The organism is Paenibacillus sp. FSL M7-0656 (assembly GCF_038003225.1).
GTDB classification, from domain to species: Bacteria; Bacillota; Bacilli; order Paenibacillales; family Paenibacillaceae; genus Paenibacillus; species Paenibacillus amylolyticus.
This window is the reverse complement of record NZ_JBBOOT010000001.1, coordinates 6630547-6647657: the sequence shown is the minus strand read 5'-3', so window position 1 is coordinate 6647657 and position 17111 is coordinate 6630547. Positions and strand designations below refer to the sequence as shown.

The following is a 17111-nucleotide window of genomic DNA, read 5'->3' as shown; positions in this document are numbered from 1 at the left end:
GTATTTTTGGGGTATTCATTTTAATCTATGTTTATACCGCTTGTTTACATCCGCATTGCTGCAAAATGCTTACATTAACATTTGCGGGTCTACATCCAGACTAATAAGCAATTTTTGCGCCTGAACATCATCGTCCATGCGCCGGGCCGTAGCCAGAGCGAGTCCTATGGCGTCTACATCCCCCCGCCATTTTATCATACATTGGAATCTGTATCTATTCTTGATCCGAGGAATCGGAGACGCTACCGGCCCCAGTACATCAAAGGCATCATTGCTGAATCGATCCAGACTGCCGAGCCATCCAGCCGCATTAGCCTTCTCTTTCAGTATTCGCGTATAGTTCTCGGCAAGACGAATCAATACTGGAAGTTGCTCATGCGAAAAGGTCACCAGAATCAGGCGACAGTATGGCGGATATTGCAAATTGCGACGGTGCAGCAATTCCTCACGTACAAACGACACATAGTCATGCTGACTCGCATGACCAATGGAGTAGTGTTCCGGCGTATAGGACTGAACAAACACCTCACCAGGCAATTGGTGCCGACCCGCTCGGCCAGCTACCTGTGTTAGCAACTGAAACGTTTTTTCCGCAGCACGGAAATCAGGTAAATTCAACGCTGAGTCCGCTGTTATCACGCCAACCAGGGTTACATCCGGGAAATCAAGACCCTTCGCAACCATCTGGGTGCCCAGCAATACATCCGCCTTTTTCTCACGAAACTGTTTCAGCAGCTTCTCGTGAGCCCCTTTTTCCGTTGTTGTATCCACATCCATCCGAATGACCCGAATACCCGGGAAGAGCTTGGCAAGCTCTTCCTCGACTCGCTGTGTACCTGTACCAAAGTATCGAATATGCTCACTTCCACAGTCCGGACACACTTCCGGAGCCGCTTCCGCATACCCGCAGTAATGACAACGGAGATTATTCGAGCGCTGATGATACGTCAATGAAATATCACATTCAGGACAACCTGCCACATATCCACAACTTCGGCACATAACAAAGGTCGAATATCCACGGCGATTCAGCAGAAGCACCGTCTGTTCACCACGTTCCAAGCGTTCCTCCAGCCCTTTGTGCAAAGCCCTGCTGAACATGGAGCGGTTGCCATCCTTCAACTCTTCACGCATATCAACGATACGCACTTCAGGCAGCTTGTTACCCAGTGCCCGTGTTGGCATCTCCAGTAAGAGTGGTGCAAAATCATCATTACTCTGCGAGCGTGCAGCGTAATAACTTTCCAGCGAAGGTGTCGCTGAACCCAGAACAACCACCGCCTGATGCTGCTGTGCTCTTTTTACCGCTACATCACGAGCATGATATTTCGGAGTTTCCTCCTGTTTGTAGGAAGTCTCGTGTTCTTCATCCATAATGATCAACCCAAGCCGACTGAATGGAGCAAATACAGCTGAACGTGCCCCAATTGCAACCTTTACCTGACCCTCACGAATCTTGCGCCATTCATCATAACGTTCACCGCCAGACAGACGACTGTGCATAACAGCAACTTGGTCCCCAAATCGCCCTTTAAAACGTTCTACCATCTGTGGTGTGAGCGCAATCTCGGGCACCAGTACGATAGCCTGCCGATCCTGTTCGATGCATTGTTGAATGGTTTGAAGATAGACTTCCGTCTTGCCACTTCCCGTAACACCATGTAACAAAAACACCCCATGGCGTTGTTCCTGCAATCGGCCATTGATATTGTCGTAGACAAGTTTTTGCTCATCGGTCAGAACCAGCGGTTCAGTCGCTTTGAACGTCCTGCCCTGATACGGGTCACGGAAGACCTCAACGTCCTCGGTGACGATCAGTCCCTTTTCCTCAAGCCCTTTAATCGTCGCGGCCGATACCTGTAGTGTAGATAACACTTCTTTCATCGGCATGGGCAGCAGTTCTTTCATTTCCAGCAAAAAAGCCAGAATCTCCTTCTGCCGCTGTGCTTTCGCCGGGAATGAAGCAAGTGCTTCCTGAGCAGCAGCAATATCTACAGCCAGATCAACGGACTTCATCGTTTTTTTATTTAACTTGTCCTTGATGGCCTGACTTTCCAGCAGTACACCACCAAGCAATAATTTCTTAATTAGTGTAGCATGATTGGGATATTTTCGACTCAGTTGTTGCAGCGGTACCTGACCCCGACTTTTGACAAAACGGATGATATCCTGCTGTACTTTCTCAGTCGTAGACTCTTCTCCCCAAACAAATAACACCTCATCATCCGGTTGTGCACCCGCCATCTGTCCATCAAGTGCATCTCCCAGCGAGATGTATCGCTCTGCTTTCCCTTTCAATGCCGTCGGCACCATGACCTGCAATGACAAAATCCGGTTACTGGCATAACGTCCACTCATCCATTCGGCCAACTCAACCAAATCCTTTGACAACGGGGGAACAATGTCCAGTAACTCCTGAATCTGCTTAAGCTTGAATGTTTCCTCTCCGGTACGCGGCACAAGATCAATCACGAATCCCTGCACCGTCCGATGACCAAAAGGCACACCCACCCGGCTGCCAATCTCGATCCATTCTCTCATCGATTCAGGTACCAGGTAATCAAACGGCCGATCTGTTTCCTTCACGGGAACATCGACTATGACCTTGGCAATATCCATATCCTAATTCCTCCCGGCAATGCGCTCCGCCGCAATCCGGAGCAACCGATGAGCCACATCGTCCTTGGCTATCACTGGAAGCTCCTCCACCAAACCTTCCCGGTCATAGATATGTACCGCGTTGGTGTCTGTTCCAAATCCTGCACCCGTGCGGGTTACATCATTGGCTACGATCAGATCACAGTTTTTCCGTTCCAATTTCTCACGTGCATACATCTCAACTGACTGAGTCTCCGCAGCAAAACCAATCAAAAACTGATGGGTTTTCTGTTTGCCCAGTGTTTCAAGAATATCTATATTTTTAATAAGTTCGAGCGACAGCGTGTCGCCTTTCTTCTTGATCTTCTCGGTATAAACTTCCTTTGGACGATAATCGGCAACTGCCGCCGCCTTAACCACGATATCAGCATCGTCCCACTCGCGTGTTACCGCTTCATACATATCCTGTGCAGACTGTACAGGGATCAACTCAACGTTCTCCGGTGGCTTGGCTTGGGTACTGCCCATAACCAATTTCACATCTGCCCCCAGATCACGCGCAGCTGCGGCTATGGCAAATCCCATTTTTCCAGATGAATCGTTCGTAATGTATCGTACTGGGTCAATACGCTCAATCGTACCTCCAGCCGTAACGACAACCTTCTTACCTTGTAACAGTGAAGCTTGTCCTTGCCGGGCACGGTCTGCAGACTCGCGCTGTTCGAAGAAACGTTCCACCACATCCACAATGCTCTCCGGTTCTTCCAGACGTCCCTTGCCCACATATCCACACGCAAGCAGACCTTCACCCGGTTCAATCATCATGGCGCCCCGTTCAACAAGCAGGTTCATATTATGCTTTACAGCTGGATGATCATACATATGTACATTCATCGCTGGTGCAATCATGACAGGGGCTGTCGTCGCAAGAAGAGTTGTTGAGAGCATATCATCTGCCATGCCATGCGCCATCTTGGCAATCACATTGGCTGTTGCCGGAGCAACCAGAACAAGATCAGCCAGATCGGCCAGATGAATATGAGATACGACTGCTGGCTCACGCTCATCAAATGTATCGGTGTATACGGTATTTCGGGTCAACGTTTGCAGCGTCAATTCGGTAATAAACTGTGTAGCGGAAGCTGTCATAATCACATGAACATCCGCTCCCTTTTGCACAAGTCTGCTGCATAATGTTGCCGCTTTGTAAGCGGCTATGCCGCCAGTCACACCAAGCACGATTTTTTTACCGTTCAACATGTTTATTTCCCCCGATATTTATACGACGTCTAGGGCGCGTCTGAAAACTCCGAAGGAAGCAGATTTTCCCGAATTTTCGTTCCAAGCAAGGAAGTTTTCCGCAGGCGTGCCGGGGCACGTCAAGGGAAAGTGACGCAGCAGGGGGCGAAAAGGCGGTAAAAGATGCACTTCAGCGAGTTTTGAGACACGTCCTAAGTAAGATTCCGTTAAAATATGCTTATTCGTAAAAAAATAACAACCTCGCGGTTGTCAATTAATCCGGCTTACGCCGTATGCAGTTGAAGAGCAGCCGCAGGCGGCTTACTCTTCTTCTTCGTCCTGTCCTTTGATGACAACGAGCAGGTCTCCATAGATTTCTTCCAGTGCAACGCCAACTTGTTTATGGGATCTCGCACCTCTTAAATCCGTTTTTTCACCTTCACGTAGCTGTCTAGCCCGGCGGGAAGCAGCAACAACAAGGGAATACTTGCTGTCGACTTTGTTCATCATTTCATCAATAGAAGGATACAGCATATTAACAAACACCTCTTCGCATTAGTATAATCACAAGTTGCCGCCTGACAGAACTGATGTGGCATGTCTTCACACCCGGGCATTCCGAGAAGGAGTGCTTCAGTATATGATATGACAACTGCCCCACTTATATCGCATTCTGCAGCGGCAAAAGGGATTATTTATTGATCTTACAATGTTCGGCGATTATGATGCTTTCTATTCTCTTGCACGCCAAATCAATTTCATCATTAACAACAGCGTAATCATACTGCTCCAGCAGACTGATCTCATCAACCGCCACGGACATCCGGTGATCAATGGTCGCTTGGCTTTCGGTACCACGGCCCTGAATGCGATCTTTCAGCTCGTCCAATGAAGGAGGAAGCAGGAAAACAAAGATCCCTTCCGGGAATTTCTCTTTCACTTTTAACGCGCCTTGAACCTCAATCTCCAGAATGATGTCGCGGCCTTCGTTAATCGTTTTCTCTACAAAATCACGCGGTGTTCCGTAATAATTACCAACATACTCCGCATGTTCCAACAATTGATCTTCAGCAATCATGTTCTGGAACTCTTCATGACTTCTGAAGAAATAGTTCACACCATGTTCTTCACCAAGACGAGGCTGACGGGTTGTTGCCGATACGGAATAGATCAATTCCGGCACCCGTTTGCGCAAAGCGCTACATACAGTACCCTTCCCGACCCCAGATGGGCCGGACAACACTACCAGTAATCCCTTAGACATATTACACTCCATTTTATTCGTCGTTATCATCATCTTTCGAAGAAAGACGATGGGCGACCGTCTCAGGCTGAACTGCAGACAAAATGACATGATCGCTATCCGTAATAATTACGGCACGAGTACGTCTTCCGTACGTTGCATCAATCAGCATGTGACGATCTCTTGCCTCTTGTATAATTCTCTTGATCGGCGCCGATTCCGGACTCACGATGGATATAATCCGGTTCGCCGATACGATGTTACCGAATCCAATGTTAATGAGTTTGATTGCCATAATCAGGTTCTTCCCCCTATACATGCGACTCTTTTGCCGAAATGTGGCCGTTCATTCGATATTCGCCGCTTGCTCACGAATCTTCTCCAGCTCCGCCTTCATCTCGACAACACGATTCACCAGAGCCAAATGGTTGGCTTTTGATCCAATCGTATTGACTTCCCGATTCATCTCTTGAATTAGAAAGTCCAACTTACGACCTACGGGCTCATCACTCTTCAGCAGTTCCCTGCTCTGTCCAAAGTGACTCTGTAGACGCGTAAGCTCCTCTTCTATGTTAGAACGATCGGCAAACATTGCAATTTCCATACCCAATTTATGCTCATCAAAAGGGAAAGAGCCTTCTTCCTGCATTTCCGTAAGCCTTTGTCTTAGCTTGTTGCGATAATCACTTACCACAGTCGGTGCAAGATCAAGCATTTCGGTATGCAGTGACTCCAGACGGGTAATCCGCCGTTCCAGATCACTGGCCAGATGAAGACCCTCGCGAGCGCGCATCTGTTCAAGGCTGGACAGAGCCTCTTTCAATCCTTCCTGCAGAACTCGCTCCCATTCGTCCTTCTGCTCTTCGGGAATGGAACTTGTCCCATCCGAATGAACCATGACGTCCGGCAGACCAAGCATATCCACAATACTTGGTTTGCCCTGCATTCCATATTGGGTCTCCAGTTGCTCTGCAGCCTGCAGATAGGCCCTGACCGTCTGTTCATTCAGAACAGCGGGAAGAGCCTGGTCTTCCTCTTTTTCTTTCATTACATAAACATCAATCCGCCCACGTTTCAAACGACTCTGTACGATCTTCCTCAAACCGTCTTCATAATACGTCCACTCTCTTGGCAGACGCATCATCACTTCGCAATAACGATGATTAACAGATTTGATCTCTAATTGTACCTTATAGCCGCCAAAATGAAAGGCGGATTGACCGTATCCGGTCATACTGAATGACATCGGCATCACATCCGTTTTACTATTGTAATTGATTATTAGGGTTGAAACAAGTAGGACATTGATGCTCCGACTTCTCCCATACGTATTGAGTCAGTTCGGCCGTCATGCCGTAGAACATAAACGGTGTCATGAGATAGATGCCTTTGAAATGCGCTGTTGCTACGTCCAGCAGTTCTTTGGCAATTTTCACTCCCATCGCACGGCCTTCTTCGCCTTCCAGACCTGCCATACGGGAACGCACTTCATCCGAAAGCTGGATTCCGGGAACCTCGTTGTGCAGATACTCTGCATTCCGTCCACTCGCTAGCGGCATTACACCTACAAAAATGGGCACATCCAAATGTTTGGTCGCTTCGTGCATTGCTACAATCAACTCAGGATCATAGATCGGTTGTGTCATGATGTAATCAGCGCCAGAGGTAATTTTCTTCTCCAGACGTTGTACAGCTTTCTCCAAATATTTCACATTGGGATTAAATGCTGCTCCGATTACAAAACCAGCTTTTTGCTTCAGTGGTTTACCTGAGAAAGCTACTCCATCGTTCAACTGTTTGATCATGCGTATGATTTCAAAAGAAGTCAGATCGTATACCGAGCTCGAACCAGGCAGATCGCCAAATCTTGCAGGATCTCCTGTTACAGCCAGTACATGATTAATACTCAAAGCATCAAACCCCATCATGTGGGACTGCGTTCCAATCAGATTCCGGTCACGGCAGGCAATATGCACCAGTGGACGAAGGCCCGTGCGATCCTGAACGAGGTGACCCAGCGCCATGTTGCTCATGCGTGTAACCGCGAGTGAATTATCGGCCAGTGTCAGGGCATCGGCTCCGGCTGCTTTCAGTGTCTCGGCACCTTTCATGAACTTGGCAATGTCCAAGTCACGTGGCGGGTCAAGTTCAACGATAACGGTGTGACGATGCTTGACCAGATCAACGATCGTAGGCTGTCCGCCACGTCCGGAACGCTCATCCACATTTTCATGCAACACAATACGCGGTTTGGATTCTGACGGATCAGGCTCCAGAATAGGCGAAGGCACATAGTCAGCAAGCGCCTCTTTCATAGCGGTGATATGATCAGGTGTCGTACCACAGCAACCACCGATAATACGAGCGCCCAGTTCAGCAAATTGCACTGCCGTCTGACCAAAGTACTCCGGAGTCGCACCATAACGGAACTCACCATCTACATAATCTGCTGCACCCGCATTCGGGTAGACGGACATTGGAATACCAATTCGTCCCGAGACGGTTTCCATGGCACGCATAATCCCGTTTGGACCTGAGCGACAGTTAAAACCAATGACATCCGCGCCCTGCTCCCGCATAATCCGGAAGGCTTCAGGCATTGTATATCCGTCCAGTGTGTGTCCTACATCCTCTACCGCGAACTGTCCAATTACGGGCAGATCACTTAGCTTGCGCGCTTGCAAAAGGGCAATATCCATTTCCTCGATATCATAGAAGGTCTCAAGCAAAATGCCATCCACGCCTTCATCTAGCAGTGCAGAGATCTGTTGTTGATAAAAGCGTTTCAGTTCACTCGTTGACACGTTCGTCCGCTTGCCACCTCGAATGGAACCAACTGCACCAAGCACATAACCGGTATCTCCAGCTACCTCTTTGGCGATGCGTACGCCGGCACGGTTCACGTCCTCCACCTTGGACTCCAGACCGAACTTGGACAACTTGTCGTAATTGGCAGAATACGTATTTGTTTCAAATATTTCTGTACCTGCATCCCGATAACGGCGATGTACATCCGCCACTACTTCAGGTGAAATCAAGTTTAATTCTTCATATGAAATCCCCACCGGGAACCCCATTTGGTACAGAAATGTTCCCATGGCCCCATCTCCAACGAGAACCCGTTCCTGCATAACTTTGCGCAAATCCGCCTTCATCCCATTTCCCCCCGCCTAGCTGTGATCATTTACATACTAATGTAACACAAAAAACGCTAAAAAACGAAGAAAAACACAGGTTTTTGATGAGTATCCAGCTCATATGGACTTTCTTGCCATACAGCCCCCAATATGTCTCTGTACAGGAGACACGACCTATCCTTTTTGACAAAAAAAGAGGCCCGCAGGCCCCTTTGGTTAAACCTTTCACTTTTTATGAAGTGATTCCTTTAAAAACAACTTCAGCAGGTCCAGTCATGTACACATGATTGTCAGCTTCATTCCACTCAATGTGGAGATCCCCACCCTTGAGGCTGATGACTGCTGTACGATCTGTATGTCCATTCAGGACAGAGGATACCAGTGTCGCACAAGCTCCGGTTCCGCAAGCGAGTGTTGGACCCGCTCCGCGTTCCCATACACGCATGTCCACATATCCACGGTCACGAACTGTGGCGAATTCCACATTGATTTTTTTTGGAAACATCGGATGCACTTCAAGAAGTGGTCCCCAAGTCGTGAGGTCAAAATTCACAGCGTCATCTACATAGATAACCGCATGCGGGTTACCCATGGATACGGCAGTGAATTTGAACGCATGTCCATTTGCTTCAATGTAGTGATCAACCACTGGGTTGGCATCCACCGTTGTAGGCACTTGAAGACCGTTCAGGATCGGCTCACCCATGTCGACACGTACCGTTTCCACTTTACCATCACGAATGTTGAGACTCACAGGTTGTACCCCTGCACCAATCGTTTCAATGGTGATCTGCTCCTGGTTCACGTGACCATGATCGTATACGTATTTGGATACACAGCGAATGGCATTACCGCACTGTTCTGCTTCCGAACCGTCCGAATTCATGATACGCATCTGAAAGTCCGCCTTCTCCGAAGGCAGTATATAAACCAGGCCGTCCGCACCGATGCCAAAGAAACGGTTGCACCATTTCACAGCCAACTCTGCCGCATCTGCCGGAAGCTCCTTTTCACCAAATACAACGATAAAATCGTTACCAAGTCCATGCATTTTCGTAAATTCCATAATCTTGCCCACTCCTTTTGGCAGTCTACTGCCAAAGCTATATTCTTGCTCTTCTACAGGATTACCATAGAAATTCATATTCAGCATTTACACAAAAAAGCTATCCTGCAAAATGCCAAAGCTTCCGCTTTGAATCATTTTGAGGATAGCATACCGAAATAGGTAAGGAAAAGGTATTGATTTTATGCCGAAAACTTTGTACTTTTCGGTACGAAGCGGCCAGTACCACCCATACGGCGACGATTACGACGACCACCCCAGACGCTGCCTGCGCCCATAAGAAACGTTGGAATGCCTGCAGCAACGATACAGAGCGCCCATTCACGCAATCCCAGAGGTACGGTTTTGAAGATCGGCTGTAACGGTTCAACGTACATGACAACCAGCATCAGTACAACCGATGAAATCACCGCAAGAACCAGATATTTGTTCTGTAAAGGATTCCGGTGGAAGATGGACCGCGAACTACGGCAATCAAAAACATGAATGAGTTGCGCCAAAACGAGTGTAGCAAAAGCAACAGACTGTGCCTTGATCAGTTGACCCGGATTATCCGGCGCAGCCTGAAGGGTAAGCCAGAACGCTCCGAGTGTGCATAACCCAATCAATACACCCCGGCTGACGATTTTCCACCCCAGTCTGCGGGCAAAAATGTTTTCCTTGGCTCCACGGGGTTTGTGTTCCATCAAATCTTTTTCCGGCTGATCTACCCCCAGCGCCATTGCAGGCAAGCCATCTGTTACGAGGTTAACCCACAGAATCTGAATAGGTACGAGTGGCAGCGGCAAGCCCATCATCATCGCAAAGAACATCGTCAATATTTCGCCCACGTTTGATGCCAGCAAATAACGGATAAACTTGCGAATGTTCTCATAAATATTACGGCCTTCTTCAATGGCAGCCACAATGGTTGAGAAGTTGTCATCACTCAGAATGAGCGCAGAAGCTTCCTTCGTCACATCTGTGCCTGTAATGCCCATCGCGATCCCGATGTCAGCCGCTTTAATCGCCGGAGCATCATTGACTCCATCACCCGTCATCGCGACGACATGCCCTTTGCGCTGCAACGATTTTACGATGCGAAGCTTATGTTCAGGACTTACCCTTGAGAACACGTAGATGCCCTCTACCTGTTTATCCAGTTGCTCGTCTGTCATGCCTGCCAGTTGCTGACCACTTAACGAAGCCCCTCCACGTGGAAGAATCCCGAGTTGATGAGCAATAGCTTCTGCCGTTGTTCCATGATCACCTGTAATCATGACAGTTCGTATCCCCGCCTTGCGGCATGTGGCAATCGCATCACGCACTTCACGACGCGGTGGATCAATCATACCTGCAAGTCCTACGAAGACAAGCTGACTTTCGGCGGCATGTTCGTCAGCCACTTTTTCTTCCGGCCGCACTTCACGATAGGCCATTCCAAGGACACGTAGTGCCGCTCCGGCCATGCTCTCGTTAGCTGCCATCACTTTCTGCCGCAGTGTTCCAGTGAAAGGTACAACCTTGCCTTCCCACAAAATATAACTACAGTGTCCGATCAACACATCCGGGGCACCTTTGGTATAGATCATTCGGCCACCCTGATGATGAACCAGGACCGACATGCGTTTACGCTCCGAATCAAACGGGAATTCCTGCTGGCGGGCATACAACTCTTTGAGTCCGGCAGGAGTAAGCCCCATTTTGGAGGCCAGTGTGACGAGTGCCCCTTCCGTCGGATCGCCTTTCAGTTCCCAAAATACATTATCTCGTTGAACGGTTTCTTCTTGGAGTTCACCTTTTTTCGTGTTTTTCTTGCTTTCCTTTTTGGTATCCTTGCCTTTTTTCTTGCTCCCCACCTCGCTTGCAGCACTTTCCACAATACTCGCATTGTTGCAAAGCGCGCTGATCTGAAGCATTCTGCGTAGCGACTGGTCACTCTTCAGTTCCACCGTACGACCGTTCTCCAGCATCTGCCCTTCAGGTGCATAACCATCCCCGGTAACCTTGATGTTACGTCCCTCCAACCACACATCCGTTACCGTCATCTTGTTCTGAGTGAGCGTGCCAGTCTTATCCGAACAGATTACAGATGCACAGCCCAGAGTTTCGACAGAAGGCAGTTTGCGTACAATGGCTTTACGTTTGATCATACGCTGCACGCCTAGTGCGAGTGCAATGGTTACAATAGCCGGCAGACCCTCCGGTATGGCAGCCACCGCGAGGCTGACCCCTGCCAGAAACATGCCAACGGCTGGTTGTCCGTGCAATATACCTGCGACGACAACCATAATGGTTAATCCCAATGCGACAAAAATCAGAATTTTGCCCAATTGCTCCAGCCTGTGCTGTAACGGTGTTTCTTGCTCCTCCGTATTTTGGATCAGATCGGCGATTTTGCCCATCTCCGTCTCCATCCCCGTACGGATAACCACACCTTTGGCTGTACCACGAGTGACCATGGTACCCATAAAACCAATATTCTTCTGATCACCCAGCGGAACGTCCTCGTCCGCAATCGGAAGGCAGTGTTTGCTTACAGGAACCGATTCCCCGGTAAGTGCCGACTCCTCGACATCCAGACTGTTCGTTTGCAGCCAGCGCACATCCGCGGGTATACGGTCCCCACTCTCCACCATGACAATATCTCCGGGGACAAGTTGTTTGGCGGCAAGGTGTACTTCCTGGCCTGAACGAAGCACTTTGGCAAGAGGTGCAGACAACTGTTTCAATGCACGAAGAGATCGTTCAGCCCGGAATTCCTGTACAAACCCCAGAATTGCATTCAGTACGATAATAGCCACAATCGTTACCGCATCCAGATACTCACCCAGTAATCCGGATACCAACGTTGCTCCCATCAACACCAGCACCATAAAATCCTTGAACTGATTCAAGAGCAATGTAATTGGAGAAATGCGTTTCCCCTCGCTCAGCTCATTCGAACCGACCACTTTCCTCTTCTCTGCTACAGCTTCATCCGTCAATCCTTCCTGCGGGCTGACGCCAAGAGTGTTACGAAGCTCTTCATCACTAAGTTGATGCCACTTGGTATGTTCCATGCTTCAAGTTTCCCTCCCAGTCTGTATTTCATCTGCAAAATAAGCTCACATGACTCACCGGCGCGCTGGTCGACAGGCTGTACACTATGCCGGACAAACTACCTGCTCTATATGTATTCGGACAGGTCTGTGATTAGCACCCGGAAGGTGAATCCTTTCCCTGATGGACAGAATAGGCTAAAATAAAAGTCTGCGATGTTCTGCGCAGTACCAATTCCAGCGTTCAACAGGCAAGCAACGAAGAATCTGTAGCCAGTCCTTGTTTTTTTACATACCTGGTTGCACGTTTCAGTTATATAGATGAAGCATTTGGCATGATAAATGCAGATGCTCGATAGAGAGAGGAAGTGGAAAAAATGGCATTGGACGGCATTGTAACACGGGCCATTGTTCATGAACTGCAAGGCTGCATTGGTGGACGTATCAGCAAAATCCATCAACCGAATGGCCATGACGTAGTTCTCACCCTGCGTGCTCAGCGCGGAAATAGTAAATTGCTTGTTTCGGCAAGCCCAACCTATCCCCGTGTGCATTATACGGAAAAGACATTCCTTAACCCTACAGAAGCACCCATGTTCTGTATGTTGCTCCGCAAGCACTGTGAAGGTGCAATCATTGAGGAGATCCATCAGATTGGTATGGAGCGTATTATCCACATCAATGTGCGCCAGCGCGACGAACTGGGGGATGTTTCGGTTAAACGGATCATCATTGAATTGATGGGGCGTCACAGTAATATTATTTTGCTTGATCCTGTAACTGGAACGATTCTGGATGGCATTCATCATGTGACTCCTTCCATCAGTAGCTACCGGGTAATCATGCCTGGATTCGCGTATACTGCCCCACCCGAGCAACATAAAAGTAATCCGCTCGAAGTGAGTCGTACAGCTTTCGAGGACAGCTATCATGCCGCTGAAGAAGATGCATCACGCTGGCTTGTGAACTCCTTTAGCGGTCTTAGCCCGTTAATTGCGGGAGAGATTGCTGCTCGTGGAATTGCTGCTGAAGGCACCGTGAGCACTCCAGCTGTGGTTGAGGGTGAAAGCCGAGTTGAGGCTGGTGCACTCTGGAACGCTTTTGAAGCCGTGATGGTGCCTGTCAGAGATCATATCTACACACCTGTAACCGGAATGAACGCCAAAGGCAAAATGATTTTCTCAGCCGTTCATCTTCAGAGCATTCAGGATTTGGAGAAAACCTATGACACGATGAGCAAGTGCATGGAAGATTATTACGGAGATAAGGCTGAACGAGACACGGTTAAACAGAGAGTAAGTGATCTGCTCCGTTTTCTGCAGAATGAGCGAAGCAAAAACATCAAAAAGCTGGACAACCTGAACAAGGATCTACTGGAAGCGGATGATGCGGACAAGTTCAGACTATGGGGTGAGTTGCTGTTTGCCTCCCTGCATCTGGTTCACAAAGGGGACAAGAGCGTGGAGCTTGTGAACTTCTACGATGAAGACCAAGCCAACATTACCATTCAGCTTGATCCACTGCTTACACCATCTGACAACGCACAACGTTATTTCAAGCGGTATAACAAATACAAGAACAGTCTGGCTGTCATTCATGAGCAGCTTGGCAAAACCAAAGACGAGATTGACTACCTCGATAACCTGTTACAGCAGCTCTCCATTGCATCGATGAACGATATTGAGGAAATACGGGACGAGCTTGTACAGCAAGGATACCTTCGTGACCGTAATAAAAAGGGTAAAAAGAAGAAGAAAAGTGACCGTCCAACCGTACACCAGTTCACCTCCTCGGAGGGAATTGATATTCTTGTGGGCAAAAACAACCTGCAGAATGAGTACGTGACCAACCGTCTCGCTTCTTCCAACGACACCTGGCTGCATACCAAAGACATTCCAGGTTCACATGTCGTTATTCGCAGTACGGAATTTGGTGAAGCTACATTGGAAGAAGCAGCACAGCTTGCTGCCTATTTCAGCCAGGCCAAGGAGTCCAGCAGTGTGCCTGTGGATTACACGTTTATCCGTCATGTGCGCAAACCAAGTGGTGCGAAGCCTGGTTTTGTGATCTATGATCATCAGAAGACGTTGTTTGTCACGCCAAATGATGAATTGATCAAAAGTCTGCCATCCACGATTAAAAATGGATAGTATGCTTAGCTCATAAGGTGCGATGTAACAGTAACAATAGAAAAATCCCCTGACCATTAACGGTTCAGGGGATTTTTGTGGTTGCATTACTTGTTTGAATGATATGTGAAGCTCAGCTTATTTAGCTTTCTCATTGAATATTAATTCATTTATATGTATAATAATTCGATTGTGATGAATAAAATTTATAGTTAAAGGAAGTGTATCATGACCATACATATCAGAGAAACTCAACCTGATGATCTGAAACCCCTAATGGCATTAATGCATGACTATGTGGTGGGATTCTACAACAACCCCTGGCCTGGTGATCAATCTATCCAGCTTTTGATAAACAACCTGCTTAATCAGCAGATCGGTGCTCAATTCGTGGCAGAAGAGGACGGGAAGCTTATCGGATTTTCTACCCTGTTCTTTACATACAGCACGATGAAAGCAGAGCGTGTCGCCATCATGAATGACCTATTCGTTACGGAAACATTCAGAGAAGGCGAAGCAGAAGCCAAATTATTTGCACACTGTCAGCAATATACGCGTGACCATGGATGTGCATATATGTCTTGGATCACAGCAGTGACCAATGAGCGGGCACAGCAATTATTCGAACGTCTCGGGGCTACACGTGGCGCTTGGGTAAACTATTCCATTACATAGACTATTTTCAGAACAAAAAAAGGGACATGCAAACATGAACGTTCAGCCCTATCATGCTTGCATGTCTCTTACTCCTTCGATCTTAAAATGTATCCAGTAATACAGAATTTATTATAGTCAGATAGAGCGTTGCAACGTCTCGCTTACTCTCCCCTTTGCTGTGAAGCAGCTGCCTTCAGCCTTTCCAACACATCAACCGTTACGGTCTTGCTACCAAGATCCCCGTGGAAAACAACACCTTGCCGTTTACCATGATAATCAGATCCACCTGTTTCAATGAGGTCGTATTCCTTGGCCAGCTTACCATACCTGCGTTCCTCTTCTGGGCCATGGTCCGAATGAAACACCTCAATGCCATCTGGACGAGAGTCTTCGATGATACGTCGCACCAATTCATCATCGTTATAGAGACCCGGATGGGCAATCACAGCGGCTCCACCTGCGGCTCTGATCCACTCACACGCATCCTCTGGTGCAACGCGGGGTACAGATACAAAGCCTGGCTTGCCTTCAGCAAGATACTGATCAAATGCATCCCGCATGTCAACAGCGTAGCCTTTTTTCACCAGCACATCGGCCATATGAGGTCTGCCAATACTCTCATCCGGCTCTAACGGTCGTCCCAGCTCATCCAGTACCTCCTGCCAGCTTATATCAAGCCCGAGTTCTTGCAGCTTGGCGATAATCAGATGATTCCGCTCATCTCGCGCTTCTCGTAATCCGGCCAACCGTTGCAGGAATATCTCATCCTCCGTATTAACGTAATAGCCCAGTACATGAATATCTTTGCCGCCAGCCCGGGTGCTGATCTCCACTCCGGCAACAACATCAATATCGTACTCTTTTCCCGCTTGCTGTGCTTCCGCTACACCAGCTACTGTATCATGGTCCGTCAGGGCAACCGCAGATAGCCCTTTTTGTTTGGCAAGCTTCACATTATCAGCAGGTGGCTGCATTCCATCGGAAGCCTGACTATGCGTATGAAGATCACAGCGTCCTTGGCGCTGATCCATGATCAACAGCTCCTTTGTGTAAATTGATTATGATTTAATCTTATCTACCATTGATGTTGCCAACGATTATGCCTTCCCCGTTTTATGTACCGACTTAGACTGCTCCTGCTGACGCAGATAATTCAGGAAAGCGACTGCTGACAGGGGCAACAAGGACGATTTTAGATGGATGGCATAGAACTGCCTTTTGAATTCGAGTCCGCGGATATCCACAATATGAACGAGTCCCAGAGCCAGTTCATGCTGCACCGAAGAAGGAGATAACATCGTAATACCTACCCCTGCCTCCACGGCCGATTTTACCGCTCCTGTACTGCCAAGTTCCATCACTACATTCATATCTTGTGGATCAATCTTTTTCTTTTGCAATTGGTCTTCCATCACCTGACGAGTACCCGAGCCCTTCTCACGCAGCACAAAAGGATAATTCATTACATCCTCAATATTCACTTTGCTACGCTTAGCCAAATCATGTCCGGCAGGTACAATCAGTTTCAGCTCGTCCTGCATGACAGGCTCCACAATCATGTCCGGGTGGTGCACTGGCGCTTCAATCAGACCAAAATTAAGCTGGTGCTTCAATATATCATCCATAATTTGCGTTGTATTCATCACTTTCATGACAATTGAAATATCCGGATATTGAAGTGCAAATGGTCCGAGCATGCGTGGAAGCACATATTCCCCGATCGTTAAGCTGGCTCCCAGCTGGAGTCTGCCCTGTAACATCTGAGTAAACGCCGACATCGCTTCGTCCGTCTGTCTGACCAACTCTACACTCCGTTTCGCATGAGGTAATAAAGTTCGGCCAGCCTCGGATAATTCTATTTTTTTGGTGGAACGATGCAATAACTTGGTGCCAAAATAGTCCTCCAATGATTGAATCTGCATCGTTACTGCCGGTTGAGTCATATGTAATGCTTGTGCAGCCGCCGAGAAACTCCCCTTCTCTGCTACCGTATAAAAAATATGCAATTGGTGAAAATTCATA

13 protein-coding genes are annotated in these 17111 nt (G+C 48.1%); 2 read left to right on the top strand and 11 right to left on the bottom strand.

The window, feature by feature from the left end:
• Window positions 1-69 precede the first annotated feature (69 nt).
• The 9 genes from priA to MHI01_RS28980 form a co-directional block, all read right to left on the bottom strand.
• Window positions 70-2619, bottom strand: coding sequence for a primosomal protein N' (priA, locus tag MHI01_RS29020; RefSeq protein ID WP_340984678.1), 2550 nt, complete (start codon window positions 2617-2619; stop codon window positions 70-72).
• A 3-nt stretch (window positions 2620-2622) separates the two neighbouring features.
• Entirely contained in the window at window positions 2623-3858 is a 1236-nt protein-coding gene (gene coaBC, locus MHI01_RS29015) for a bifunctional phosphopantothenoylcysteine decarboxylase/phosphopantothenate--cysteine ligase CoaBC (protein ID WP_145151258.1), read from the bottom strand.
• A gap of 300 nt (window positions 3859-4158) precedes the next feature.
• On the bottom strand, window positions 4159-4371 hold the full coding sequence (rpoZ, locus tag MHI01_RS29010; RefSeq protein ID WP_036614619.1) for a DNA-directed RNA polymerase subunit omega: 213 nt from the start codon (window positions 4369-4371) through the stop codon (window positions 4159-4161).
• A gap of 157 nt (window positions 4372-4528) precedes the next feature.
• Complete coding sequence (gene gmk / locus MHI01_RS29005; RefSeq protein ID WP_017687445.1) at window positions 4529-5101, bottom strand: guanylate kinase; 573 nt, start codon at window positions 5099-5101, stop codon at window positions 4529-4531.
• A 13-nt stretch (window positions 5102-5114) separates the two neighbouring features.
• Window positions 5115-5375, bottom strand: coding sequence for an extracellular matrix/biofilm regulator RemA (gene remA / locus MHI01_RS29000; protein WP_006209218.1), 261 nt, complete (start codon window positions 5373-5375; stop codon window positions 5115-5117).
• A 51-nt stretch (window positions 5376-5426) separates the two neighbouring features.
• Window positions 5427-6326: a YicC/YloC family endoribonuclease gene (locus MHI01_RS28995; protein ID WP_076211386.1), complete on the bottom strand. Its 900-nt coding sequence runs from the start codon at window positions 6324-6326 to the stop codon at window positions 5427-5429.
• A gap of 19 nt (window positions 6327-6345) precedes the next feature.
• A complete protein-coding gene (locus MHI01_RS28990; protein WP_047843687.1) occupies window positions 6346-8235 on the bottom strand; it encodes a bifunctional homocysteine S-methyltransferase/methylenetetrahydrofolate reductase in 1890 nt (629 codons plus the stop codon).
• Window positions 8236-8449: 214 nt separating this feature from the next.
• Complete coding sequence (gene dapF, locus MHI01_RS28985; protein ID WP_036614947.1) at window positions 8450-9283, bottom strand: diaminopimelate epimerase; 834 nt, start codon at window positions 9281-9283, stop codon at window positions 8450-8452.
• Between the two features lie 182 nt (window positions 9284-9465).
• A complete protein-coding gene (locus MHI01_RS28980) occupies window positions 9466-12324 on the bottom strand; it encodes a calcium-translocating P-type ATPase, SERCA-type (RefSeq protein WP_340984677.1) in 2859 nt (952 codons plus the stop codon).
• A 356-nt stretch (window positions 12325-12680) separates the two neighbouring features.
• Between MHI01_RS28980 and MHI01_RS28975 the strand changes: the two genes are divergently transcribed.
• A complete protein-coding gene (locus tag MHI01_RS28975) occupies window positions 12681-14453 on the top strand; it encodes an Rqc2 family fibronectin-binding protein (RefSeq protein WP_340984676.1) in 1773 nt (590 codons plus the stop codon).
• 207 nt (window positions 14454-14660) lie between these two features.
• Window positions 14661-15107 (top strand): GNAT family N-acetyltransferase, encoded by a 447-nt coding sequence (locus MHI01_RS28970; protein WP_101313589.1) that lies wholly within the window; start codon window positions 14661-14663, stop codon window positions 15105-15107.
• Window positions 15108-15250: 143 nt separating this feature from the next.
• Here MHI01_RS28970 and MHI01_RS28965 read toward each other — a convergent pair whose 3' ends face one another.
• On the bottom strand, window positions 15251-16120 hold the full coding sequence (locus tag MHI01_RS28965) for a PHP domain-containing protein (RefSeq protein ID WP_036614639.1): 870 nt from the start codon (window positions 16118-16120) through the stop codon (window positions 15251-15253).
• A gap of 66 nt (window positions 16121-16186) precedes the next feature.
• The gene (locus MHI01_RS28960; protein ID WP_340984675.1) at window positions 16187-17110 is read right to left on the bottom strand and encodes a selenium metabolism-associated LysR family transcriptional regulator; all 924 of its coding nucleotides are present in this window, start codon (window positions 17108-17110) and stop codon (window positions 16187-16189) included.
• Window position 17111: the final 1 nt, after the last annotated feature.

Coding starts and splice junctions, on each gene's coding strand:
- MHI01_RS28975 (WP_340984676.1), top strand. CDS start 12,681: ATGGCATTGGACGGCATTGTAACACGGGCCATTGTTCATGAACTGCAA.
- coaBC (WP_145151258.1), bottom strand. CDS start 3,858: ATGTTGAACGGTAAAAAAATCGTGCTTGGTGTGACTGGCGGCATAGCC.
- MHI01_RS28995 (WP_076211386.1), bottom strand. CDS start 6,326: ATGTCATTCAGTATGACCGGATACGGTCAATCCGCCTTTCATTTTGGC.
- rpoZ (WP_036614619.1), bottom strand. CDS start 4,371: ATGCTGTATCCTTCTATTGATGAAATGATGAACAAAGTCGACAGCAAG.
- MHI01_RS28970 (WP_101313589.1), top strand. CDS start 14,661: ATGACCATACATATCAGAGAAACTCAACCTGATGATCTGAAACCCCTA.
- dapF (WP_036614947.1), bottom strand. CDS start 9,283: ATGGAATTTACGAAAATGCATGGACTTGGTAACGATTTTATCGTTGTA.
- MHI01_RS28980 (WP_340984677.1), bottom strand. CDS start 12,324: ATGGAACATACCAAGTGGCATCAACTTAGTGATGAAGAGCTTCGTAAC.
- remA (WP_006209218.1), bottom strand. CDS start 5,375: ATGGCAATCAAACTCATTAACATTGGATTCGGTAACATCGTATCGGCG.
- MHI01_RS28965 (WP_036614639.1), bottom strand. CDS start 16,120: ATGGATCAGCGCCAAGGACGCTGTGATCTTCATACGCATAGTCAGGCT.
- priA (WP_340984678.1), bottom strand. CDS start 2,619: ATGGATATTGCCAAGGTCATAGTCGATGTTCCCGTGAAGGAAACAGAT.
- MHI01_RS28990 (WP_047843687.1), bottom strand. CDS start 8,235: ATGAAGGCGGATTTGCGCAAAGTTATGCAGGAACGGGTTCTCGTTGGA.
- MHI01_RS28960 (WP_340984675.1), bottom strand. CDS start 17,110: ATGAATTTTCACCAATTGCATATTTTTTATACGGTAGCAGAGAAGGGG.
- gmk (WP_017687445.1), bottom strand. CDS start 5,101: ATGTCTAAGGGATTACTGGTAGTGTTGTCCGGCCCATCTGGGGTCGGG.